This window comes from Ensifer sp. ZNC0028, assembly GCF_000799055.1.
Lineage (GTDB): Bacteria > Pseudomonadota > Alphaproteobacteria > Rhizobiales > Rhizobiaceae > Ensifer.
Map to the genome: position 1 here is coordinate 1 of NZ_JTLA01000009.1, position 22,053 is coordinate 22,053.

Annotated in this window: 22 protein-coding genes; 10 read left to right on the forward strand and 12 right to left on the reverse strand. The window is 63.4% G+C overall.

The genetic code is table 11. The features are described from left to right. Positions 1 to 54: 54 nt before the first annotated feature. From L981_RS02225 to alr, 5 genes are all read right to left on the reverse strand, one after another. Positions 55 to 795, reverse strand: coding sequence for an SDR family NAD(P)-dependent oxidoreductase (locus L981_RS02225; protein ID WP_043611344.1), 741 nt, complete (start codon positions 793 to 795; stop codon positions 55 to 57). Between the two features lie 12 nt (positions 796 to 807). Next, positions 808 to 2,295 carry an amidophosphoribosyltransferase gene (gene purF, locus L981_RS02230; RefSeq protein ID WP_043611345.1) on the reverse strand — a complete coding sequence of 496 codons (1,488 nt, stop codon included), beginning with the start codon at positions 2,293 to 2,295 and terminating at the stop codon, positions 808 to 810. A gap of 145 nt (positions 2,296 to 2,440) precedes the next feature. Then, positions 2,441 to 3,064: a CvpA family protein gene (locus L981_RS02235; RefSeq protein ID WP_034803987.1), complete on the reverse strand. Its 624-nt coding sequence runs from the start codon at positions 3,062 to 3,064 to the stop codon at positions 2,441 to 2,443. A 123-nt stretch (positions 3,065 to 3,187) separates the two neighbouring features. Further along, entirely contained in the window at positions 3,188 to 4,591 is a 1,404-nt protein-coding gene (gene radA, locus L981_RS02240; protein ID WP_043611486.1) for a DNA repair protein RadA, read from the reverse strand. Positions 4,592 to 4,740: 149 nt separating this feature from the next. Then, the gene (alr, locus tag L981_RS02245; protein WP_043611349.1) at positions 4,741 to 5,880 is read right to left on the reverse strand and encodes an alanine racemase; all 1,140 of its coding nucleotides are present in this window, start codon (positions 5,878 to 5,880) and stop codon (positions 4,741 to 4,743) included. A 151-nt stretch (positions 5,881 to 6,031) separates the two neighbouring features. On the opposite strand from alr, the gene L981_RS02250 reads away from it, so the two are divergent. From L981_RS02250 to L981_RS02260, 3 genes are all read left to right on the forward strand, one after another. Beyond that, positions 6,032 to 6,889, forward strand: coding sequence for an AraC family transcriptional regulator (locus L981_RS02250; RefSeq protein ID WP_043611351.1), 858 nt, complete (start codon positions 6,032 to 6,034; stop codon positions 6,887 to 6,889). 156 nt (positions 6,890 to 7,045) lie between these two features. Then, positions 7,046 to 7,699 (forward strand): AzlC family ABC transporter permease, encoded by a 654-nt coding sequence (locus tag L981_RS02255; RefSeq protein WP_052201547.1) that lies wholly within the window; start codon positions 7,046 to 7,048, stop codon positions 7,697 to 7,699. Then, positions 7,696 to 7,995: an AzlD family protein gene (locus L981_RS02260; protein WP_043611353.1), complete on the forward strand. Its 300-nt coding sequence runs from the start codon at positions 7,696 to 7,698 to the stop codon at positions 7,993 to 7,995. Before L981_RS02255 ends, L981_RS02260 begins: the two co-directional genes overlap by 4 nt. 219 nt (positions 7,996 to 8,214) lie before the next feature. Here L981_RS02260 and L981_RS02265 read toward each other — a convergent pair whose 3' ends face one another. Next, a complete protein-coding gene (locus L981_RS02265) occupies positions 8,215 to 9,717 on the reverse strand; it encodes a replicative DNA helicase (RefSeq protein ID WP_043611355.1) in 1,503 nt (500 codons plus the stop codon). A gap of 332 nt (positions 9,718 to 10,049) precedes the next feature. On the opposite strand from L981_RS02265, the gene L981_RS02270 reads away from it, so the two are divergent. Genes L981_RS02270 through L981_RS02280 form a run of 3 tightly spaced genes read left to right on the forward strand, consistent with a single transcriptional unit; the run spans position 10,050 to position 13,327 of the window. Continuing rightward, positions 10,050 to 10,493 (forward strand): MarR family winged helix-turn-helix transcriptional regulator, encoded by a 444-nt coding sequence (locus L981_RS02270; RefSeq protein ID WP_043611356.1) that lies wholly within the window; start codon positions 10,050 to 10,052, stop codon positions 10,491 to 10,493. 5 nt (positions 10,494 to 10,498) lie between these two features. Next, positions 10,499 to 12,211 carry an MFS transporter gene (locus L981_RS02275; RefSeq protein ID WP_082005859.1) on the forward strand — a complete coding sequence of 571 codons (1,713 nt, stop codon included), beginning with the start codon at positions 10,499 to 10,501 and terminating at the stop codon, positions 12,209 to 12,211. Positions 12,212 to 12,229: 18 nt separating this feature from the next. Further along, positions 12,230 to 13,327, forward strand: coding sequence for an HlyD family secretion protein (locus tag L981_RS02280; protein ID WP_043611357.1), 1,098 nt, complete (start codon positions 12,230 to 12,232; stop codon positions 13,325 to 13,327). Positions 13,328 to 13,433: 106 nt separating this feature from the next. On the opposite strand, the gene rplI is transcribed toward L981_RS02280, so the two are convergent. The 6 genes from rplI to L981_RS02310 form a co-directional block, all read right to left on the reverse strand. Next, positions 13,434 to 14,009, reverse strand: coding sequence for a 50S ribosomal protein L9 (gene rplI / locus L981_RS02285; RefSeq protein WP_034803982.1), 576 nt, complete (start codon positions 14,007 to 14,009; stop codon positions 13,434 to 13,436). Between the two features lie 32 nt (positions 14,010 to 14,041). Beyond that, positions 14,042 to 14,995 carry a membrane protein gene (locus L981_RS02290; protein WP_043611358.1) on the reverse strand — a complete coding sequence of 318 codons (954 nt, stop codon included), beginning with the start codon at positions 14,993 to 14,995 and terminating at the stop codon, positions 14,042 to 14,044. Positions 14,996 to 15,188: 193 nt separating this feature from the next. Beyond that, positions 15,189 to 15,437 carry a 30S ribosomal protein S18 gene (gene rpsR / locus L981_RS02295; protein ID WP_025426448.1) on the reverse strand — a complete coding sequence of 83 codons (249 nt, stop codon included), beginning with the start codon at positions 15,435 to 15,437 and terminating at the stop codon, positions 15,189 to 15,191. Between the two features lie 26 nt (positions 15,438 to 15,463). Beyond that, positions 15,464 to 15,910: a 30S ribosomal protein S6 gene (gene rpsF / locus L981_RS02300; protein ID WP_034803973.1), complete on the reverse strand. Its 447-nt coding sequence runs from the start codon at positions 15,908 to 15,910 to the stop codon at positions 15,464 to 15,466. Positions 15,911 to 16,184: 274 nt separating this feature from the next. Then, positions 16,185 to 16,697, reverse strand: a complete 513-nt coding sequence (locus L981_RS02305; protein WP_043611361.1) for a ClbS/DfsB family four-helix bundle protein — start codon at positions 16,695 to 16,697, stop codon at positions 16,185 to 16,187. A gap of 19 nt (positions 16,698 to 16,716) precedes the next feature. Continuing rightward, positions 16,717 to 17,760: an aldo/keto reductase gene (locus L981_RS02310; RefSeq protein WP_043611363.1), complete on the reverse strand. Its 1,044-nt coding sequence runs from the start codon at positions 17,758 to 17,760 to the stop codon at positions 16,717 to 16,719. A gap of 343 nt (positions 17,761 to 18,103) precedes the next feature. Between L981_RS02310 and fabD the strand changes: the two genes are divergently transcribed. The 4 genes from fabD to fabF all read left to right on the forward strand — a co-directional run bounded on the left by fabD (position 18,104) and on the right by fabF (position 21,882). After that, positions 18,104 to 19,048 (forward strand): ACP S-malonyltransferase, encoded by a 945-nt coding sequence (fabD, locus tag L981_RS02315; RefSeq protein ID WP_043611365.1) that lies wholly within the window; start codon positions 18,104 to 18,106, stop codon positions 19,046 to 19,048. Positions 19,049 to 19,087: 39 nt separating this feature from the next. Beyond that, positions 19,088 to 19,825, forward strand: a complete 738-nt coding sequence (gene fabG / locus L981_RS02320; protein ID WP_043611367.1) for a 3-oxoacyl-[acyl-carrier-protein] reductase — start codon at positions 19,088 to 19,090, stop codon at positions 19,823 to 19,825. Positions 19,826 to 20,158: 333 nt separating this feature from the next. Continuing rightward, on the forward strand, positions 20,159 to 20,395 hold the full coding sequence (locus L981_RS02325; RefSeq protein ID WP_003531676.1) for an acyl carrier protein: 237 nt from the start codon (positions 20,159 to 20,161) through the stop codon (positions 20,393 to 20,395). A gap of 221 nt (positions 20,396 to 20,616) precedes the next feature. Beyond that, positions 20,617 to 21,882: a beta-ketoacyl-ACP synthase II gene (gene fabF / locus L981_RS02330; protein ID WP_043611371.1), complete on the forward strand. Its 1,266-nt coding sequence runs from the start codon at positions 20,617 to 20,619 to the stop codon at positions 21,880 to 21,882. Positions 21,883 to 22,053 lie beyond the last annotated feature (171 nt).

Sequence of the window (22,053 nt, forward strand, 5' to 3'; positions counted from 1 at the left end):
AAAGGCCACCGTGACGACACGGTGGCCTTTCTCATTTGAGCGGTGTGCCGAAGCTTATTCGGGCATCCGGTAATCGACGATCTTGTCTTCGCGCACGATGTAGAGCTTGCCGGTTTCGGTCTGGTTAGGGCCGACCAGCGGCAGCAGCTTGGCTGCGACTTCCGACGGATGCGGCACGGTCCCCGGATCCTCGCCGGGCATCGCCTGGGCGCGCATCGCGGTGCGGGTGGCGCCGGGGTCGACCGAGAGGATGCGTAGCGGCAGGCGCTGCGTCTCGCCGGCCCAGGTGCGGGCCAGAGCCTCGACGGCGGCCTTCGACGCGGAGTAGGGGCCCCAGAAGGGCTTGCACTTGTGTGCAGCGCTCGACGACAGGATCAACGCACGACCGGCGTCCGACTTGATCAGCAGCGGCTCCAGCGAACGGATCAACCGCCAGGTGGCGTTGACGTTGATCATCATCACCTTGTCGAACACCTTCGCCTCGACATGGCCGATCGGCGAGATCGTGCCGAGCACGCCGGCATTGGCAACCAGGATGTCGAGCTTGCCCCAGCGCTCGTTGATCGCACCACCGAGCTTGTCGATCGCCGGCATGTCGGCGAGGTCGAAGGGCACCAGCGTCGCAGAACCGCCCGCCGCCTTGATCGCGTCGTCGAGTTCTTCGAGACCGCCGACGGTGCGCGCGCAGGCGACGACATGGGCACCGGCCTTGGCCAGTTCGAGAGCGGTGAAATAGCCGATACCGCGCGATGCGCCGGTGACCACGGCCACCCGGCCTTTGAGATCGATCGTCATTTTAGTGTCTGATTATCCGTTGCTGGCGAGAACCGAGAGTTTGCGGACATTGCTGGCGCCTTCCTGGTCGAGGAGGCGGGTCGGATAGTCCCCGGTGAAATAGTGGTCGGTGAACTGCGGTGCCTTCGGATCGCGCTTCTCGCCGCCGACAGCCTCATAAAGGCCGTCGATCGACAGGAACTCGAGCGAGTCCGCGCCGATGTAGCGGCACATGGAGGCGAGGTCGGCATGCTGGTTGGCGAGCAGCTTGTCGCGATCCGGCGTATCGATACCGTAGAAATCCGGATGGAAGATCATCGGGCTGGCGACGCGCACATGCACTTCGCGTGCGCCCGCGTCGCGCATCATCTGCACGATCTTCACCGACGTCGTGCCGCGCACGATCGAATCGTCGACGAGGATGATGCGTTTCCCCTCAATCATCGCACGGTTGGCCGAATGCTTGAGCTTGACACCGAAGGCACGGATCTGCTGCGTCGGCTCGATGAAGGTGCGGCCGACATAATGGTTGCGGATGATGCCGTATTCGAAGGGGATGCCGCTCTGCTGGGCATAGCCGAGGGCGGCCGGCGTGCCGCCATCCGGAACCGGAACCACGACGTCGGCCTCGACCGGCGCTTCCTTGGCAAGGTTGATGCCCATGTTCTTGCGCGACACATAGATGCTGCGGCCGCCGACGACCGAGTCCGGCCGGGCGAAATAGACATATTCGAACAGGCAGAGGCGCTCAGGCTGCGAAACTTCGGGCTTGCGCGCGTCGATGGTGATTGAGCCGTCCGGCTGGATCTCGCAGATGATGACTTCGCCGTTCTCTACGTCGCGCACATAGGTCGCGCCGATGATGTCGAGTGCACAGGTCTCGGAGCAGAAGATCGGCTTGCCGTCGAGTTCGCCCATGACGAGCGGACGGATACCGATCGGGTCGCGCGCGGCAATCAGCTTCGTGCGGGTCATCGCCAGCATCGAATACCCGCCTTCCATCTGGCGGATGGCGTCGATGAAGCGGTCGGAGGAGGAGGTCTGCTTCGAGCGAGCGATCAGGTGCAGCACGACTTCGGTATCCGAGGTCGACTGACAGATGGCGCCGTCGGCGATCAGTTGCCGGCGAAGCGTGAGGCCGTTGGTGAAGTTGCCGTTGTGGGCGACGGCGATGCCGCCGACTTCGAGTTCGGCAAAGAGCGGCTGCACGTTGCGCAGCGCCACTTCGCCTGTCGTCGAATAGCGGGTGTGGCCGATCGACATGAAGCCGGGCAGTTTCGCGAGCGTCGCGGGATCCGTGTAGTGGTCGCCGACGAGGCCCATGCGTTTTTCGGTGCAGAACTGCTTGCCGTCGAAGGTGACGATGCCGGCGGCTTCCTGACCGCGATGCTGGAGCGCGTGCAGGCCGAGCGCTGTCAGCGCCGCCGCATCCGAGTGCCCCAGTATGCCGAAGACGCCGCACTCTTCGTGCAGTTCGTCGCCTTCGAGTTCATCGTGGATTTCGATGGATCTATCGGTCATCACAGTCGCCTTTGCTCCGTACCGGTGCGCATATCGTGATCAGGCCCGCCGTCTTCAAGCAATCTTAGCTGAAAACGGCTGCAAGCGTTATTCCCCAAAAGGACAAAGCCCGCGGGGCGGGCTTTGTCGGCAAATCGTTCCTGTCTCAGCCGTTGGTGGCCGGGGCGTCGTCGGCGGGCGCCTGGTCCGGCGTCGTCGCAGGTGCCTGGCCGGGCGTCGTTGCCGGCGCTTCGCCTTCGCCTTCGCCGGTCGTGTCCTTGCCGCGCAGACGATCGAGAATGGTGGCGTCGGCTTCCTCGGGCAGCAGCGCGATCAGCTTGTTGCCCAGATTGTCGAGCAGCGGCTTCGATTTGGCCTGGGTAACCCAGGTCGGCTGCTGCTGCGGAGCGACGAGCCAGTTGAAGAACAGCATGGCGACGACGACCAGCAGGATGCCGCGGGCGGCGCCGAACAGGAAGCCGAGCGTGCGGTCGAGCGCGCCGATGCGGCTGTCGATGATGAAATCGGCGATCCGCATGGTGATGAAGGAGATGATGATCAGCGCGATCAGGAAGATCACCGCTGCCGATCCGATCATCGCGACCGTGTCGCTGTTGGTGTACTGCTTCGCATAGGGCAGGAGATGCGGGTAGAGGAAGTAGGCGGCAGCTGCCGCACCCACCCAACTCGCGACCGAGAGCACCTCGCGCGAGAAGCCTCGAACCATGGCCAGGATTGCGGAAAACAGGGCGACGCCGAGAACGATACCGTCGAGAATTGTAATGGGCATTTTGTCCTTACTCCGGACCCGGTTCGTCCGGGTCTCCTCAAGCCTATCCGCCATCGGCCCTGAGTTCAGGGCATTTTCAGCCTGTTTGCGGCCCTTAAAGGGCGGCCTGCGACATCCGCATTTTCAGTCTTCGTCCTCCGCCGGTCTCAGTGCGTTTCGCGACCCCGCGATGCGCGCCACCAGATCGGGCAGGCTTTCCATCTCGCTCCAGCGGCCATTGCCGTTTTTCGGCAGTTCGGTCGAAGCGGACGGCAGGACCGCCTGCGAGAACCCGAGCTTCTCGGCTTCCTTAAGGCGTTGTGCGGTATGCGCAACCGGCCGGATGGCACCCGACAAGCTGACTTCGCCGAAATAGACGCAATCCGCCGGAAGGGCAAGCCCGGCAAGCGATGAAACCAGTGCGGAAGCCACAGCCAGGTCTGCTGCCGGCTCGGAAATGCGGTAACCGCCGGCGATGTTGAGATAGACGTCGTGCTGGCCGAGCCGCACGCCGCAATGGGCTTCGAGCACGGCGAGGATCATCGAGAGCCGCGCGGAATCCCAGCCGACGATCGCGCGTCTCGGCGTGCCGAGCGAGGTCGGCGCGACCAGCGCCTGCACTTCGACGAGGACGGGCCGGGTGCCTTCCATGCCGGCAAAGACGGCGGCGCCTGGCGATTTCTCGTTGCGTTCGCCGAGGAAGAGTTCCGACGGGTTGGCAACCTCGCGCAGGCCCTTGTCCGACATCTCGAACACGCCGATCTCGTCGGTCGGGCCGAAGCGGTTCTTGACGGTGCGCAGGATGCGGTAGTGATGGCCGCGGTCGCCTTCGAAATAGAGCACGGCATCGACCATGTGCTCGACGACGCGCGGACCGGCGATCTGGCCTTCCTTGGTGACGTGGCCGACGAGCACGACGGCGGTCCCCGTCTGTTTGGCAAAGCGGATCATTGCCTGAACGCCGGTGCGAACCTGGGTCACCGTGCCCGGCGCCGAATCGACGATGTCGCTCCAGAGCGTCTGGATCGAATCGATGATCACCAGATCCGGGCGCTTGCCTTCCGACAGCGTTGCCAGAATGTCCTCGACGTTGGTCTCGGCGGCGAGCAGCACGTCGCTGTCGGCAGCGCCAAGCCGCTGGGCGCGAAGGCGCACCTGCGCCACGGCCTCTTCGCCCGAGACATAGATGACGCGGTGGTTGCGGCGCGAGAGCGCGGCCGCCGCCTGCATCAGCACGGTCGACTTGCCGATGCCGGGATCACCGCCGACGAGCAGCGCCGAGCCGCGCACGAAGCCGCCGCCGGTCACCCGGTCGAGTTCCGAGATGCCTGTCTGGATGCGTGGCGCGTCTTCGATCTCGCCCGAGAGCGTGGTGAGCGCCACCGGGCGTCCCTTCTTCGGCGCCCGCGACGGACCGCCACCGATGCCTGCCGTCGGATTGTCCTCGATGATCGTGTTCCACTCGCCGCAGCCTTCGCACTTGCCCACCCAGCGGGTGTGGACCGTGCCGCAGTTCTGGCAGATGAATTGGGTACGCGCTTTCGCCATCGGCATCGACTTTCGGAATGTGAGACCGCCGACGTCGCGATCGGGCGTCGGCGGAAAAGAATCACTTGTATCGTCACATAATGCCGCGAAACGCGGAACAAAAGGTGAATTTCAGTGGGAATGACTGAAAAATGATATGAAGGACGGCGTCACGCGCCGCCGACATAGTGCCTGGCATAGCGATGTCCGAGGCTGGTCAGCATCTCGTAGCCGATCGTACCGCCGGCGCGCGCGACATCGTCTATGGCGACGTGCCGCCCGAAGAGCTCGATGTAATCGCCCGGCCGCACAGTACCCGTGGGAAGGTCGGTGACGTCGAAAAGGCTGAGATCCATGGTGACGCGGCCGACATGCGGCACTTTCCGGCCATGCAGGAAGCCGAAGGCCCCTGATGGCGTTGCCTGCCTGAGGGTGACGCCGCCGCCGGAGACCGAGCGGTGGTATCCATCGGCATAGCCGACTGCGACGGTCGCGATACGGCTGTCGCGGTCGAAGCGGGCGGATGCGCCATAGCTCGCTGTGCCGCCGGCGGCCACATCGCGAACCTGGATGATCCGTGCCTCGGCGGTCACCACCGGTTTCATCGGGTTGGGGACGTCGTTCACCGCCTCGCCGCCATAAACGGCGATGCCCGGCCGGGTCAGGTCGAAGTGATAGTCGGGCCCGAGGAAAACGCCGCCGGAGTTGGCAAGGCTCGCATCGACGCCTTCATAGGCGGCGGTCGCTTCGTGGAAGCGCCGGAGCTGAATGCCGTTCAGCCGGTGTTCGGGATCGTCGGCGCAGACGAGGTGGCTCATGATCAGCACCGGCGAAAAGCTCGCCGGCCGCGCCGGGTCTGTCGCAAGCGCAACGGCCAGCTCGACCGTAAGGCCGAGCCGGTTCATGCCGGTATCGACATGCAGCACGCAAGGGTGGTCGCCCCGTTCGGAGAGTGCGGCCATGAACACGGCCAGCTGCTCGTCCGAATTGATGACCGGCACCAGGTCATTGTCGAAGAAAAGCGCCTCGTTGCCGGGCCACATGCCGGCGAGAATGTAGATGCGGCCGTCCGGAACCAGGGGGCGGAGATCGGCACCTTCCTCGGCATTGGCAACGAAGAAGTCGCGCGCGCCGGCGGCATAGAGGGCAGTGGCTGCCTGATCGATCCCGAGTCCATAGGCGTCCGCTTTGAGCACTGCCGCCGCCCGCGCCTTGCCCGAGCGGGCATTCATCGCGCGCCAGTTGTCGGTGAGGGCGCCGAGGTCGATGGTGAGCCGGTTGGAGGCGGCGAGAAATTCTGGAGGGAGCATGCCGGGTACTCTGCCGTGGACGATCCAAGAGCAATACAGCCTAGCGCCCACTGTCGCAAATGCCGGCCTGTCGCACCGATTGAAAGCGCCTCGGTTTTGAACGAGCACTTTTGTGCAAGACGCGGGCGCGTAGCATCACTATTCTCTCCCCATGCAGACGATTTCGCAGCAGCAGGCCATCGATGACACGCCGATTGAGGGCGCCGAGCGCACGCGCTTCTGGCGGGATCCCCGTTTCATGGGCATGGAATGTCTGACGGCGACCTTCATCACCCACGAATTCGCGCCGCATGCGCACGAGACTTTCAGCATCGGCGCCATCGAGGCCGGTTCGCAGATTAGCAAGATCAAGGGCGAGCGCTCGGAAGCAGGCCCGGGTTTTTTCTATCTCATCAACCCCGACGAGATCCACGACGGCCATCCCGGTGGCAGCGGTTACCGTTATCGCATGGTTTACCCGAGCGCCGAGCTTCTGGTGAACATCATCGAGGACGTGACCGGCCGCGCCTTCAAGGGCACGCCGTCCTTTTCCAGGCGCGTGCTGCAGGCGCCGGATCTGGCGATTGCCTTTCATCACGCGCACCGCATGCTCGAACTGAACGGCGGCACCCTCGAGGCGGAAGAGAGCATGTTCAGCGTTCTCGCCACGATGTTCGAGCGCCATGGCAGCACGATCATCACGCCGATCGAAACGCGGGAGCAATCGGCGGTGCACCGGGCGCGCGACTTCCTGGCGGAAAACTATGCCGAGGATGTCGGGCTCGAGGAACTGGCGAAAGTCGCCGGCCTCAGCCGCGCCCACCTCATCCGCGCGTTCCGCAAGGAGTTCCACATCACGCCGCACGCGTACCTGACCGACAAGCGCGTGCGGGCGGCAAAGACGTTGCTGCGGCACGGCTGGTCGGCGGTGGACGCGGCCTATCAATGCGGCTTTGCCGACCAGGCGCATTTCAGCCGTCATTTCAAGGCGCGCACCGGCGTCACCCCCGGGGCCTTCCGCGCCGGCTGATCACTTTCGTTCAAGACGATCCTCAACCCGAGACCTAGAACACGCGGGTGATTGCGACGGCGCGCCTGCGTGGAAAGGCGGCGCATCGCGCGAATGGAGACGTGGACGTTGCAGGAAAGAAGTGCGTTTCAGGAATTTCGGGCCGCGGCAGTCGCCATGACGCCGCTGATCGTTGCGGTTATGCCGGTGGGCCTCGTGTTCGGCGCGGTGGCTGCGAGCAAGGGGCTCACGCCGGCCGAGGTGGCGCTGATGAGCGCGCTGGTCTTTGCCGGCGGATCGCAGTTCGTCGCCATGGATATCTGGACGCATCCGGCGTCCTGGGCAGCACTTGGCTTTTCGGCCCTGCTCGTCAACATTCGCCATGTGCTGATGAGCGCTTCGATCGGCGGCAAGCTCGACAGTTTCTCCGGGCCGGCGCGCTATGTGTCGATGCTGCTTCTGGCCGACGAGATCTGGGCCATGGCCGAGATGCGCGCGAGCAACGGCAAGCTGACGCCTGCCTGGTATGCGGGCCTTGCGGTGCCGTTCTATTGCCTTTGGGTGTTGACGAGCCTTGGGGGCGCGCTGCTCGGTGCCTTCCTGGGCGATCCGAAGGTTACGGGCCTCGATTTTGCGTTCCCCGCCGTCTTCATCGTGCTGGTCATGGGCTTCTGGAAGGGGCGCGAGACCGGGGCCGTTCTGGCTGCAAGCGCGCTCGCCGCGGTCCTGACGCATCAATTGCTGCCGGGGGTCTGGTACATCGCTGCCGGGGCTGCGGCCGGCGTCGTGGTGGCACTTCTCTCCGGCGCCCGCAAGGAGGCCCATGCATGACCGTCGATCTCAATACGCTGCTCGCAATCCTTGCCATGGCGGTTGCGACGATCGCGACTCGCATCGGCGGCCTCGTACTGATCCGCTATGTGACGATCGGGGAAAACCAGAAGCGCGCGCTGGAGGCGATCCCGCCGGCCGTGCTGATGGCGGTCATCGCGCCGACTGCCTTCGTGACCGGTCCGGCGGAAACGATCGCCGCTGCCGCGACGGCGGTGGCCGCCATGCGACTGCCGCTCCTGGTGTCGGTCGCCGTCGGCGTCGTCTCGGTGGCGTTGCTTCGCCTCGTGTTCTGAGAGTTTGTGCCGGAGTGCGAGGTGCGCTTCGGCGAGAAAACCACATGCCTTTGAAAATGAGAGCGGGCTGGGAAACCGCAAACATTTTTCCCAGCCCGCTCCGGCCGCCCCCACGGAACTTAAGAGCAATTCCAGGAAAAGTGTGAAACGGTTTCCGTCCGGAATTGCGTTCTTTCAAAGTGATGGCGCTTCACTGTTTCGATGAAACAATGAAGCAGTCTAGTGTTCCTCGTACTGGGTGAAGGATGGGTCGGCGAGATCGGTGAAGCGTGTGAATTCCGACTGGAAGGCGAGCTTCACGGTACCGGTCGGTCCGTGACGCTGCTTGGCGATGATCACGTCGGCCGTGCCCTTCACCTGCTCCATCTTCATCTTCCACTCTTCGTACTTCGGATCGAACTCGTCGCGCGGCTCCAGGTTCTTCACGTAGTATTCCTCACGGAACACGAAGAGCACGACGTCGGCGTCCTGCTCGATCGAGCCCGATTCACGAAGGTCGGAGAGCTGCGGACGCTTGTCTTCGCGGCTTTCGACGCCACGGGAGAGCTGCGAGAGCGCGATGATCGGAACGTTCAGCTCCTTGCCGAGTGCCTTGAGGCCGGTGGTGATCTGGGTGATTTCCTGCACGCGGTTGTCGCTGGATTTGCCCGAACCGGTCATGAGCTGAATGTAGTCCACCACCAGGCAGTCGAGGCCACGCTGGCGCTTCAGGCGGCGCGCGCGGGCGGAAAGCTGAGCGATCGAGATACCACCGGTCTGGTCGATATAGAGCGGCACCTTCTGCATCATCTGCGAGCAGGCGACGAGCTTTTCGAAATCGGCCTCGGAGATGTCACCGCGGCGGATCTTCGACGAGGAGACTTCGGTCTGCTCGGAGATGATACGGGTGGCGAGCTGTTCGGACGACATTTCGAGCGAGTAGAAGCCGACGACGCCGCCGTTCTTGGCCTTGAACGAACCGTCAGCCTGGACTTCCGGCTCATAGGCCGCAGCAATGTTGTAGGCGATGTTGGTGGCAAGCGAGGTCTTGCCCATGCCGGGACGTCCGGCGAGCACGATCAAGTCGGAGCGCTGCAGGCCGCCCATCCGGCCATCCAGCGACAGGATGCCGGTTGAAATGCCCGAAAGGCTGCCGTCGCGCTCGAAGGCCTGGCCGGCCATGTCGATGGCGAGCGCCACGGCGTCGTTGAACGACTGGAAGCCGCCGTCGTAGCGGCCGGTCTCGGCCAGTTCGAACAGACGGCGCTCGGCATCTTCGATCTGGCCCTGCGGCGGCATGTCGAGCGGCGCGTCATAGGCGATGTTGACCATGTCCTCGCCGATGGTGATCAGCGAACGGCGAAGCGCCAGGTCATAGATCGCCCGGCCATAGTCTTCCGCGTTGATGATCGAGACGGCGGCGCCGGCGAGGCGCGCAAGATAGGTCGCGACGGTGACGTCGCCGACCTTCTCGTCGGCCTTGAGGAAGGTCTTGATGGTGACCGGGTTCGCCATCTTGCCCATGCGGATGATGTCGCCGGCGACTTCGTAGATCTTGCGGTGCAGCGGCTCGTGCAGATGCACGGGCTTCAGGAAGTCCGAGACGCGGTAGTAGGCGTCGTTGTTGACGAGGATCGCGCCAAGCAGCGCCTGCTCGGCCTCGAGGTTGTTCGGGGCCTCGCGGTAGTGCTGGTCCGCCTGATCCTTGCCGATAGGGGATAGCTTTCGCGACGCTTCGTTCATTCGATTATCTCTGCCTCTGTCTGGTGTGGCACCGGTTTGCGTCTAAGCGCGGGCCGGGTCAAGTGCACGAGGGACACAGTCGCAGAGCGACGTCACCGCATCCGGCGCTGTTCCCGTTGTTCGACTGATCCACAGGCGGGGGTTCGCAAATGTGCGGATTATGCCGTCGTCACAAATTTGGTCGTTGACGCCGCGAATCACCCGAACCTTCCCGACAAGCCGAAGTGTAACGCCGCCCTCCTCTGCCTCAAATCCGCATCTTGAAAATCCACCGCATTTGGATTAGATAGAGGCAATATAATTAGCATGCTAGTAATATGGAAAAGATACCAATGTATCAGCCAACCGTGAACCGCGAACTGTTCGATGCCTTGTCGCTGGTCAATCGCAAGCTGCGCGCCGTGTTCGATGCGCGGGTGAAGGAGAGGGGGCTGACGCTTTCGCGCGCCCGCGCGCTCTTTGCCCTGACGAAGAAGGACGGCCTGAACCAGCGGGAGCTCGCCGACGAGCTCGACATCGAGACCCCGACCCTGGTGCGCCTGCTCGACGGCATGGAGAAGCAGGGCTTCATCGAGCGGCGGGTGGAGGTCTCCGACCGCCGCGCCAAGCAGATCCATATGACCGAACTCGGCCGCACGGTCGCCGACGAGATCCTCAGGCTTGCCGATGAGATCCGCGCGGAAGTGCTGCAAGGCATCGACGCAGCCGAGCTTGCGGTGACGAAGCGGGTAATCCGGGCGATCGCCGACAATGTCCAGTCGCTGGCGCGGGAGTGACGGCGATGGGTGCAGGCGCGACGGCCGCCGCAAACGACAATCGCCTCGCCATCGAGCTTGAGGCTGCGGAGACCATCGACGAGGATCAACGCGGGGAAACCGCGATTGCGCCAGAACCGGCGCCAGCGCCCGTACCGGCCCCGGTCGAGAAAGGCCTGTTGCTTTCGGCGGTCTATGTCCTGGGCTCCGTGCTTTTGTTCCTGACGCAGGGGCTCGGCATGAACCTGGCGCTCGCCAACCTCACGCAGGTCCAGGGCTCGCTTTCGGCGACCGCCATCGAGGCCGGCTGGCTCTCGGCGGCCTACATGGCGCCGAATGTCAGCCTGTCGATTGCGCTGGTGAAGATCCGCGCCCAGTACGGGCTGCGCCGTTTTGCCGAAATCAGCATCGCCGGCTTCGTCGTCGTCTCGCTGATGAACGTCTTCGTTTCCGATCTGCATTCGGCGATCGTCGTGCGCTTCATCAGCGGCATTGCCGCCGCACCGATGTCGACGCTCGGTTTTCTCTACATGCTCGAAGCCTTTCCGCCGGCGCGCAAGCTGACGGTCGGTCTGGCGTTGGCGCTCACCTGCACGACGATTTCCGCGCCGGTCACCCGCCTGATCTCGCCGACCTTGATCGAATACGGCCAGTGGCACGCGCTCTACACGCTGGAAATGGCGCTGGCGCTGATCGCGCTGCCGATCATCTACCTGCTGCCGCTGACGCCGGTCCCGCATGCGAAGGTCATCCAGCGCATGGATATCCTGAGCTACCTGCTTGTCGCCGTCGCCTTCGGCTGCCTCGCCGTGGTCCTGACCATGGGGCGCCTCTACTGGTGGTTCGAGGCGCCATGGCTCGGTGTCCTGCTGGTCGTCTCGATCACGACACTGACGACCGCGGTGCTGATCGAGCTCCATCGCCCGGTACCGTTGATCGACGTGCGCTGGATCGCCTCCAAGGAGATCGTGCACTTTGCCGCCGTTCTCCTCATTTTCCGCCTGGTGGCCTCCGAACAATCGACGGTCGCGGCGAACTTCTACCAGCAGCTCGGTCTCCAGTTCGAGCAGGTCGCGACCCTCTATTGGATCATCCTTGCCGCGGCGATCGGTGGCGGCCTGCTTTGCGCCGCGCTGATGAACCCTCAGCATGCGGAGCGCGTGCATATCCTGGCGCTCGGCCTTCTGGCGACCGGCGCCTATATGGATAGCCAGGCGACCAGCCTCACGCGGCCGGAGCAGATGTATCTGAGCCAGGCGATGATTGCGTCTGGCACGGCGCTCTTCCTGCCGCCGGCCATGGCACGCGGCTTCAAGGCGGCGCTCGCCAAGGGGCCGAGCTATATCCTGAGCTTCATCGTGATCTTCCTCTTCACCCAGAGCATCGGCAGCCTGATCGGCTCTGCCGCCTTCGGCACCTTCGTCACGATCCGCGAAAAGTTTCACTCCAACATTCTCGCCGAACAGATCGTGCTCTCGAACCCGCTGGTTGCCCAGCGCGTCAACCAGCTTTCCGCCGCCTACGCCAAGGTGATGGGCGACAAGACCCTGCTCGGCGGCGAGGGCACCGTGCTGTTGTCACAGCAGGTGACCCGCGAAGCTTACATCCTCGCCTACAACGACGCCTTCCTGCTGGCTTCGGCGGTCGCGCTCTTCGCGCTCGCCGGGCTACTGCTGCACATCTTCTACAACTGGCTCAGGCAGAGATTGTCCGCGCCTGCGCCGATGCCGGCCACCTGATTGACAGAGTTGACGACCATGTTGAAATCCCTGCGCTCGCCCACGAGCATCATCGTTCTTCTCGCCGGCATCGCCGGTATCGCCCTCGTGCTCTACGCCTGGCGGCTGCCGCCGTTCCACAGTTCGGTCGAATCGACCGAGAACGCCTATGTGCGTGGCTTTGTCACGATCATGAGCCCACAGCTTGCGGGCTATGTCGCCGATGTTCCGGTGCACGACTACGAGACGGTCAAGGCCGGGCAACTGCTGGTGAAGATCGACGACCGCATCTATGCGCAGAAGGTGGCGCAGGCGGAAGCCACGCTTGCCGGTCAGAAGGCAGCCCTTGCCAATTCCTTCCAGCAGGAGCTTTCGGCCAAGGCTGGTATCGCCGCAAGCCAGGCGCAGATCGACAGCGCCAAGGCCGCCTTCAACCGGGCGCGTGCGACCTGGGACCGCATTCGCCCGCTTGCGGAAATGGGTGTTTCGACCCGCAGCGACGCCGATCAGGCGCGTGCGGGCTTCGAGCAGGCCGACGCTGCCGTGAGCCAGGCAGAAGCTGGGCTGGAAGTCTCGAAGCAGGCACTGGCGACGACGCTCGGCGCGCGTTCCGGACTGCAGGCCGCGGTGAGCGGGGCGGAAGCGGCCGTCGAACTCGCACGTATCGATCTCGACAACACGCGCATCGTCGCGCCGCGTGACGGCCGGCTCGGCGAGATCGGCGCGCGCATCGGTCAATATGTGACGGCCGGCTCGCAACTCCTGGCGCTGGTTCCGAACGACGTCTGGGTGGTCGCCAATTTCAAGGAGACGCAGCTTGATGGCATGAAGGCGGGCCAACCCGTCACCATCGCGGTCGACGCCCTGCAGAGGAACGAACTGACGGGGCATATCGAGCGGTTCTCGCCCGCCGCCGGTTCGGAGTTCAGCATCATCCGTCCGGACAACGCCACCGGCAACTTCACCAAGGTGGCCCAGCGCGTCGGCGTGCGCATCGCCGTCGATCCCGGCCAGCCGCTGGCGGAAATGCTCTCACCCGGTCTCTCGGTCGTCGTGCGCGTCGACAAGGATGCGCCGGTGCGTGTTGCACCGGACCAGGCCAACAAGGGCGGCACGCCCGTTGCCGCTCACGGATAAGGGGCTGGACTTCTCGGAGGTCATTGCCAGAGTGGGCCGTGCAGCGGCCAAGAAAAAAGCCCGGATCGATGATCCGGGCTTTCGCATGTCGAATGGCCTTTAAGGCTTATTCTTCTTCGCCTTCGAATTCGGCTTCCGGGTTGAAGAAGTCTTCCGGCTTCAGGGCGTCTTCGTCAACGCCGTAGATGGCGTCGGCCGAGGTCAGGCTTTCGCCCTTGGCCTGGCGACCGGCTTCTTCGGCCGAACGGGCAACGTTGACTTCAACCGAGATCTCGACTTCCGAGTGCAGGTGCAGCGTGACCTTGTGCAGGCCGATCGACTTGATCGGCTGGTTGAGGTCGACCTGGTTGCGGCCGACGTTGAAGCCTTCGGCAGCGAGCACTTCGATGATGTCGCGGGCAGCAACCGAACCGTAAAGCTGGCCGGTTTCGCCAGCCGAGCGAACGATGATGAACGACTTGCCGTCGAGCTTCTCGGCAACAGCCTGGGCTTCCGACTTGCGCTCGAGGTTACGAGCTTCGAGCGTCGAACGCTCAGCTTCGAAACGGGCCTTGTTGGCGGCGTTGGCGCGCAGCGCCTTGCCGAGCGGCAGGAGGTAGTTACGGGCAAAGCCGTCGCGAACCTTTACGGTTTCGCCCATCTGGCCGAGCTTGGCGATACGTTCGAGAAGAATGACTTCCATGTTGGTTTCCTTTCAGAGTTCCAGTTCGTTGGTCAGTTTTTTCCAACCGGCGTGACCGCGATGGTGCGTCGCGTATCGATCAGGCCGGACAGGAGGAAGAAGAATGCCGGGATCGTGAACACGAGCACCGACAGGTATGCGATCCACAGCACGGGAAGCCGCCAGGACTTGCCGCGCGTGCGGAAATGGAAGGAGGCGAAACCGGCAAGCAGGAAGCCCGCGCCGAAGGTTCCGCAGATCAGCGCGCCGATCGTTGCGGGTGCGCCGCCGAGGAAGGTGAGGACCAGGCCGCCGAGAAAGATGAAGATCGCGTTGCGGTGCATGCGCAGCGTCGAAGGAATATCCTCGCGCGGGCGCAACGACCGGCCGGACATCTGCACGATGCGGGTGGCAAGGTAGTAGGCGGTAAACAGCATCAGCACCCAGATCGCGCCCTGGACGAGCGGCAAGGCGAGGGTGAAGAGCGACTTGATCTGGGCGATGGCGGCTGCATCGGGGTTATAGGCGCTGTCCTGGGCCTTCACCGCCTGAATGACGATATCGACCATGCGATCGGAGATATCGGCGCCATAGCCGACGATGACGCCGACGATGATCATGCCGACGGTCACCAGACCAGCGAGATGGCTGAGGATATCGGAAAGCGGATACCAGGCGAGCGCCTCGTCCGGGCCGCCGAGTTCGGACGCCGGGCGGGCGAGATTGGCGAGGTGGCTCAGCCAACCGGCCGGGATCAGCGTGACGACGAGGATCAGCAGCGAGAAATAGGGCGAAACGAGAACGGCACCGGTGGCGCCGGCCGTGACGATCGCGGTGATCGCGGCAGCATTGCCCCAGCCGAGGCCGGCAATCAGGATCGGAAGGGCCGAGGCGGCGTAAAGGACGATCGCAAGAGACGACTGCGTATTCGCGCCCATCGACAAGAGGGCGGCGGTAAAGCCGGCGAGAACGCCGGTCAGCAGCGATGTCCTGTTCACATTCGTCACGTTCGCTGTCCTGCTTCGTGCAGTTAGGGGATGGCCGAAGCCTTGTCCCCAGCATGGGATTTTGGCGCATCGCGCCGGTTCCGATCCGCGCCCATCGCGGAAGGGAGTGAAAGAGGCGCTCACCTTAGGGGAGCGCCTCTCCCAACACGTCGGGTTCCGTCGAGTCAGAAGACTGACGGAAGGTCAGCCGTTCTTAGGAAACGACGTAGGGCAGCAGGCCGAGGAAGCGTGCACGCTTGATCGCCTGGGCGAGTTCGCGCTGCTTCTTCTGGGAAACGGCCGTGATGCGGGAAGGAACGATCTTGCCGCGCTCGGAAATGTAGCGCTGCAGAAGACGGATGTCCTTGTAGTCGATCCGCGGAGCGTTTGCGCCCGAGAAGGGGCAGGTCTTGCGGCGACGGTGGAACGGGCGACGAACCGGAGCGGAAGAAACTTCAGCCATTGTCTTAATCTCCTAAAGTTTCTTGATTACGCGCGGTCTTCGCGCGGGCGGCGCGGGCGGTCTTCGCGGTCGCCACGGTCCGGACGCGGACCACGGTCGCCGAAGCCACGCTCCGGACGGTCGCCATCGCGGCGCGGACGGTCGTCACGGTCGCGCTTCTGCATCATGGCCGATGCGCCTTCCTCGTGCTTTTCGACGGCGATCGTCATGTAGCGCAGGATGTCTTCGTTGATGCGCATCTGGCGCTCGATTTCGTGAACAGCCGCTGCCGGAGCGTCGATGTCCATAAGAACGTAGTGAGCCTTGCGGTTCTTCTTGATGCGGTAGGTGAGGGACTTCAGGCCCCAGTTCTCGACGCGACCGACCTTACCGCCGTTTGCTTCGAGCACGCCCTTGTACTGCTCGACGAGGCCGTCGACCTGCTGCGGCGTGATGTCCTGGCGGGCCAGGAATACGTGTTCATAAAGAGCCATTGTGGCTTGCCTTTCTTGCGTTAATCAGCCCGGACCTCGGCGGCTAAGCCTCAACGACTGTTCTTAGTGGCTGCAGGCAGCCGGCAAGAAAGTGTTGTATCGAGACGGTCGAGAGCGGAGACACGGGAGGCCGGAAAGACGTGCAATCCTAACGGCTCCCCTCGAGGAAGCCGGCCCTCCGTTCAGCCACCAGCCAGAAGACCGGGCATTTCGAACAGCGCGCTTATACGCATTTTTCCGCGGAAGGCAAGGCTTGCCGTATCTTTTCCGCTTTTTACGTCGGCCCGTTTGCCTTCTTCCGTTTGCGCAGCCGGCCGTGGGCATTGGCATAAGGAGAGGACGTGTTGAACTGGATCATGCGTCCGAGCGTGAATTTTCCGTACCACGGCCGCCCGTAGAGCGCCTGCTCGTCGCGATCCCTGATCCGTGCTTCGATCGCCTCCTTGCTCTGCTTCAGCCTGGCGACAAGCTCGCCTGGCGAAAGAGCGCGGAAGTCCGCATAGAATTTCTGCGCCAGCCGTCCGAGTTCGTTCCATTTGTAGCCCGTCTCGGGGAAGTCGACGGGCTCGCCGCGCTGATCGCGATCGATCCATTTGATCACCAGTTCGCCCCAGCCGATGAGGTAGGCGACGAGATCGCCGACGCTCATCACGGTGCCCTTGGCGTGGCCCTCGATCGAAGGTTCGCGGTAGCGCTGGCCAGGAACCCGTTCCAACTCGCGCATCAGCCTGGCGAACTGGAGGTCGATCGCCTCAAGCAGTTCCGCTTTCGTCTGAGGCACCGGCATCGGCGATCTGCTCTCACACTCAGATCGGCATCGGATAGATCCGGTGCAGCCGCCGGATCCCGTTTACGACGTCCTGCGACAGCGTAAGGTCGATGGCGCCAAGGTTGGTCTTCAACTGCTCCATCGAGGTCGCGCCGATGATGACGGAAGCCATGAACGGCCGCGCCAGGCAGAAGGCGATGGCCATCTGCGCCGGATCGAGGCCGTGCTCGCGCGCCAGTTTGACATAGCCTTCGACGGCCGGTTCCTGGTGCGGCGTGAAGCGGCCGCCGAGATCGCCGTTGATCGAGAGACGCGAGCCCTTCGGCTTCGCGCCGTCGAGATACTTGCCGCTCAAAAGGCCGGCGGCGAGCGGCGAATAGGCGAGCAGGCCTACGTCCTCATGGTGGGACAGTTCCGCGAGGTCGAGGTCGTAGGTGCGGTAAAGCAGGTTGTACTCGTTCTGGATCGAAGCGACTCGCGGCAGGCCATGACGCTCCGCCATGTCGATGAACTTCATCGTGCCCCACGCCGTTTCGTTGGAAAGGCCGATAGCGAGCACCTTGCCGGCCTTAACGAGGTCGCCAAGCTTGTCGAGGATCGCCCGGAGGTCGCTCGCGACGTGGTCCTTGTCCTGCTTGGACGGGTCGTAGGACCAGGCATTGCGGAAATGATAGTGGCCGCGGTTCGGCCAATGAAGCTGATAGAGGTCGACATAGTCGGTCTTCAGCCGCTTGAGGCTGGCGTCGATCGCCTGATCGATGCCTTCGGGTGTCGTCGGGTTGCCATTGCGGATATAGGGGCGGCCGGGACCGGCAACCTTGGTCGCGACAACGACGTCATCCCGCCGGCCGCGCTTGGCCAGCCATTCGCCGATGAAGCGTTCCGTGTCACCGTAGGTCTCCGGCGACAGCGGGGTGGTCGGGTAGAGTTCGGCGGTGTCGATGAAGTTGACGCCCTTGTCGAAGGCGTAATCCAGTTGCTCATGCGCCTCGGCGATGGAGTTCTGCGAGCCCCAGGTCATGGTGCCCAGGCAGATTTCCGAAACCTTGATGCCGGTGCGGCCAAGCGTGTTGTAGCGCATCTAGATAAGTATCCTTGTGAAGGGCGAGCGCCGACCTGGGGAGGGAAGGGGCGCCGGCACCGGGAATGGAGCGGTCGCCTCAGCCCCGGTGGTTGGGGAAAGGGCAGAGCGACATCGGGCGGCAAACTTACGCCTTGATTGTTGAAGATCAAGGGCAAAAGGGCCTGTCGGCCGCGTCCCTGCCGGCCTCCAAGCTTGACTCGTCGGTAAGGAATGTGAATGGAGAGGAAACCGGAGATGTATGGTTTCTGCCTGCATCCCGCTCTAACTCATAAGAACCGATCACTAGGATTTCGTGTCGCGCCGACCCGAAATCCTAGTGATCTAGGGAAGGGACGATCCCATGAGCATTGCATTCACGTTTCCAGGCCAGGGCAGCCAGGCTGTCGGCATGGGCAAGGATCTGGCCGACGCTTTTCCGGAAGCAGCAGCCGTCTTTGCCGAAGTCGATGAGGCACTCGGCCAGAAACTGTCCGAGATCATGTGGAACGGCCCCGAGGAAACGCTGACGCTGACGGCGAACGCGCAGCCGGCGCTGATGGCCGTATCGATGGCCGTCATTCGCGTGCTCGAAGCCAAGGGCCTCGACCTCAAGTCCAAGGTTTCCTTCGTCGCCGGCCATTCGCTCGGCGAATACTCGGCGCTCTGTGCCGCCGGTACTTTCTCCATTGCCGACACGGCGCGCCTGCTGCGCATCCGCGGCAACGCCATGCAGGCGGCGGTTCCCGTCGGCAAGGGCGCGATGGCGGCGATCATCGGCCTCGAACATGCGGACGTCGAAGCCGTCTGCCGCGAAGCCTCCGCCCTCGGTTCCTGCCAGATCGCCAACGACAATGGCGGTGGCCAGCTGGTGATCTCCGGCGAGAAGGCTGCCGTCGAGAAGGCCGCGGCACTCGCTTCCGAAAAGGGCGCCAAGCGCGCGTTGATGCTGCCGGTTTCGGCACCCTTCCATTCTGCGCTGATGGCGCCAGCTGCCGACGCGATGCGCGAGGCGCTGGCCAAGGTCGAAAAGCGCAATCCGGTGGTGCCCGTCATCGCCAACGTGCTTGCCGCGCCCGTCAGCGACGCCGAAGAGATCGCCCGTCTGCTGGTCGAGCAGGTCACCGGCCAGGTCCGCTGGCGCGAGACGGTCGAGTGGTTCGCCGCCAACAACGTCACGACGCTTTATGAACTCGGTTCCGGCAAGGTCCTGACCGGGCTTGCCCGCCGCATCGACAAGACCGTCACCGGTATCGCCGTCAATACGCCCGCCGATATCGACGCAGCACTCGCCGCCTTGCTCGCCTGAGCGAGCGCCTAGGCGCTCCAGTTATAAGGAATCAAAGAGATGTTTGATCTTTCCGGCCGCAAGGCTCTCGTTACCGGCGCATCCGGTGGTATCGGCGAAGAAATCGCCCGCATGTTGCACGCTCAAGGCGCCATCGTCGGCCTGCACGGCACCCGCGTCGAAAAGCTCGAAGCGCTCGCCAACGAACTTGGCGATCGCGTGCAGCTCTTCCCGGCAAACCTTTCCGACCGCGCCGAAGTCAAGGCGCTCGGCGAAAAGGCTGAAGCCGAACTCGGTGGCGTCGACATCCTTGTCAACAATGCCGGCATCACCAAGGACGGCCTCTTCGTGCGCATGAGCGACGAGGACTGGGATGCCGTTCTCGAAGTGAACCTGACGGCCGTATTCCGCCTGACGCGCGAACTCACCCATCCGATGATGCGTCGCCGTTTCGGCCGCATCGTCAACATCACCTCCATTGTCGGCGTCACCGGCAACCCTGGCCAGGCGAACTACTGCGCCTCCAAGGCCGGCATGATCGGCTTCTCCAAGTCGCTTGCCCAGGAAATCGCGACGCGCAACGTCACGGTCAACTGCGTGGCTCCGGGCTTCATCGAAAGCGCGATGACCGGCAAGCTCAATGACAAGCAGAAGGACGCGATCATGGGCGCGATCCCGATGAAGCGCATGGGCACCGGCGCCGAAATCGCTTCGGCGGTCGCTTACCTCGCTTCTAATGAAGCTGGTTACGTCACCGGCCAGACGATTCACGTCAATGGCGGCATGGCGATGATCTGATCCGGTTTCCGGGATGGGCCGCCCGCCGAGATTGTGCGGCGGGCGATCTTCAACGTCCCGGGATGCCGCCTGCCAAATGCCTGAAATTCAATGTTGAGCAAGCGAATGACAGGCATTTTCGGACTTTGCGACAGCGTTAAACCGTGTTAATCGGGCCATGACTGTTAGCAGTCGACCGGTCCCGCCAGGCGTCCGGCAGCCTTGGCTGCCTTGGGTTTGCCGCAGTTCCGGTTGGATGGATTGCCGGGTGGGCCGTCTTGGTCTATCAGGCTTACAGAAGAGTACCGGTGCCGGAATAGGCGCCTACAGAAACGAAGGTCGAGGAACTCCGACATGAGCGATATCGCAGAACGCGTAAAGAAAATTGTTATTGATCATCTTGGCGTCGACGCCGAAAAGGTCAGCGAAGGCGCAAGCTTCATCGACGACCTCGGCGCGGACTCGCTCGACACCGTCGAACTGGTCATGGCTTTCGAAGAAGAATTCGGCGTTGAAATCCCGGACGACGCTGCTGACTCGATCCTGACTGTCGGCGACGCCGTCAAGTTCATCGAAAAGGCCCAGGCCTAATATATTGAAGCGGCTTCGGCCGTGGACGGGCCGCCTAAAGCGGCCCGTTTCAGCCCAGGGAAGTGGGCTATCCCGCGCTGAGCGGGGATTTCGATCAGCAAGCGTTTTCCGCATTTCCCTCTGATCGTGAATAAGAACCTTAAAATGGATGCCCGGATCGGGTTCGTTACACGTGGTCCGATCCGGCTCTGAAATGGAAAAGTCAGGGTGGGTCGCGGACTATGAGACGTGTCGTTATCACCGGTACCGGCATGGTATCTCCCTTGGGTTGCGGAACTGAGGCGACGTGGGCGCGCCTGCTTGCCGGGCACAATGCCGCGCGCAAAGTGACCGAATTCGAGGTCGAGGACCTTCCTGCCAAGATTGCCTGCCGCATTCCCTTCGGTGACGGCACCGATGCTACCTTCAATGCCGACGACTGGATGGAGCCGAAGGAGCAGCGCAAGGTCGATCCGTTCATCGTCTACGCGATGGCTGCGGCCGACATGGCGCTTTCCGATGCCGGCTGGAAGCCGGAGAGCGATGAAGACCAGATCGCAACCGGCGTGCTGATCGGTTCAGGCATCGGCGGCCTCGAGGGCATCGTCGAAGGCGGCTACACGCTGCGCGACAAGGGCCCCCGCCGCATCTCGCCGTTCTTCATTCCTGGCCGCCTCATCAACCTTGCCTCTGGCCAGGTGTCGATCCGCCACAAGCTGCGCGGCCCCAACCACTCTGTCGTCACCGCCTGTTCGACCGGCGCGCATGCGATCGGCGACGCGAGCCGTCTTATCGCGCTCGGTGATGCCGACGTCATGGTGGCCGGCGGCGCGGAATCGCCGATCTGCCGGATCTCGCTCGCCGGCTTTGCCGCCTGCAAGGCGCTGTCGACCCAGCACAACGACGATCCGCAGAAGGCCTCGCGCCCCTACGATATCGACCGCGACGGCTTCGTCATGGGCGAGGGCGCCGGCGTCGTCATCCTCGAAGAGCTCGAGCATGCCAAGGCGCGCGGCGCCAAGATCTATGCGGAAGTCGTCGGTTACGGCCTTTCGGGCGATGCCTTCCACATCACTGCCCCGTCGGAAGACGGCGACGGTGCCTATCGCTGCATGCAGATGGCGCTGAAGCGCGCCGGTCTGACGGCTGCCGATATCGACTACATCAACGCCCACGGCACCTCCACCATGGCCGACACGATCGAGCTTGGCGCCGTCGAGCGTCTGGTTGGCGAGCACGCGTCGAAGATCTCGATGTCCTCGACCAAGTCGGCCATTGGCCACCTGCTCGGCGCTGCCGGCGCGGTGGAAGCGATCTTCTCGGCGCTGGCGATCCGCGACAACATCGCGCCACCGACGCTGAACCTTGACAACCCATCGGTCGAGACGAAGATCGACCTCGTGCCGCATGTCGCACGCAAGCGTGAAATCAACGTGGCGCTCTCGAATTCCTTCGGTTTCGGCGGCACCAACGCTTCGTTGGTCCTGCGTCGCTACACCGGCGCCTGATCGCGCGCCCGGAGCGTCGCCTGAGCCAATCATTGCGCCGACCGCAGAAGGCGGCGCGATGATCCAGCTTTTGCCGTATTGCTCGCTACAAGCATGTGTTGGGAGGAGGCGCCGTCATGGAAGATGGCGCTCGCCGACCGCGATGTTCGCGCAAGGCATATCTGTCAGATT

What these genes read in the sequence shown, in the direction of transcription:
- L981_RS02225 (WP_043611344.1), bottom strand. Translation starts at nt 795, where the DNA reads ATGACGATCGATCTCAAAGGCCGGGTGGCCGTGGTCACCGGCGCATCG.
- purF (WP_043611345.1), bottom strand. Translation starts at nt 2,295, where the DNA reads ATGACCGATAGATCCATCGAAATCCACGATGAACTCGAAGGCGACGAA.
- L981_RS02235 (WP_034803987.1), bottom strand. Translation starts at nt 3,064, where the DNA reads ATGCCCATTACAATTCTCGACGGTATCGTTCTCGGCGTCGCCCTGTTT.
- radA (WP_043611486.1), bottom strand. Translation starts at nt 4,591, where the DNA reads ATGGCGAAAGCGCGTACCCAATTCATCTGCCAGAACTGCGGCACGGTC.
- alr (WP_043611349.1), bottom strand. Translation starts at nt 5,880, where the DNA reads ATGCTCCCTCCAGAATTTCTCGCCGCCTCCAACCGGCTCACCATCGAC.
- L981_RS02250 (WP_043611351.1), top strand. Translation starts at nt 6,032, where the DNA reads ATGCAGACGATTTCGCAGCAGCAGGCCATCGATGACACGCCGATTGAG.
- L981_RS02255 (WP_052201547.1), top strand. Translation starts at nt 7,046, where the DNA reads ATGACGCCGCTGATCGTTGCGGTTATGCCGGTGGGCCTCGTGTTCGGC.
- L981_RS02260 (WP_043611353.1), top strand. Translation starts at nt 7,696, where the DNA reads ATGACCGTCGATCTCAATACGCTGCTCGCAATCCTTGCCATGGCGGTT.
- L981_RS02265 (WP_043611355.1), bottom strand. Translation starts at nt 9,717, where the DNA reads ATGAACGAAGCGTCGCGAAAGCTATCCCCTATCGGCAAGGATCAGGCG.
- L981_RS02270 (WP_043611356.1), top strand. Translation starts at nt 10,050, where the DNA reads ATGTATCAGCCAACCGTGAACCGCGAACTGTTCGATGCCTTGTCGCTG.
- L981_RS02275 (WP_082005859.1), top strand. Translation starts at nt 10,499, where the DNA reads ATGGGTGCAGGCGCGACGGCCGCCGCAAACGACAATCGCCTCGCCATC.
- L981_RS02280 (WP_043611357.1), top strand. Translation starts at nt 12,230, where the DNA reads ATGTTGAAATCCCTGCGCTCGCCCACGAGCATCATCGTTCTTCTCGCC.
- rplI (WP_034803982.1), bottom strand. Translation starts at nt 14,009, where the DNA reads ATGGAAGTCATTCTTCTCGAACGTATCGCCAAGCTCGGCCAGATGGGC.
- rpsR (WP_025426448.1), bottom strand. Translation starts at nt 15,437, where the DNA reads ATGGCTGAAGTTTCTTCCGCTCCGGTTCGTCGCCCGTTCCACCGTCGC.
- rpsF (WP_034803973.1), bottom strand. Translation starts at nt 15,910, where the DNA reads ATGGCTCTTTATGAACACGTATTCCTGGCCCGCCAGGACATCACGCCG.
- L981_RS02305 (WP_043611361.1), bottom strand. Translation starts at nt 16,697, where the DNA reads ATGCCGGTGCCTCAGACGAAAGCGGAACTGCTTGAGGCGATCGACCTC.
- L981_RS02310 (WP_043611363.1), bottom strand. Translation starts at nt 17,760, where the DNA reads ATGCGCTACAACACGCTTGGCCGCACCGGCATCAAGGTTTCGGAAATC.
- fabD (WP_043611365.1), top strand. Translation starts at nt 18,104, where the DNA reads ATGAGCATTGCATTCACGTTTCCAGGCCAGGGCAGCCAGGCTGTCGGC.
- fabG (WP_043611367.1), top strand. Translation starts at nt 19,088, where the DNA reads ATGTTTGATCTTTCCGGCCGCAAGGCTCTCGTTACCGGCGCATCCGGT.
- L981_RS02325 (WP_003531676.1), top strand. Translation starts at nt 20,159, where the DNA reads ATGAGCGATATCGCAGAACGCGTAAAGAAAATTGTTATTGATCATCTT.
- fabF (WP_043611371.1), top strand. Translation starts at nt 20,617, where the DNA reads ATGAGACGTGTCGTTATCACCGGTACCGGCATGGTATCTCCCTTGGGT.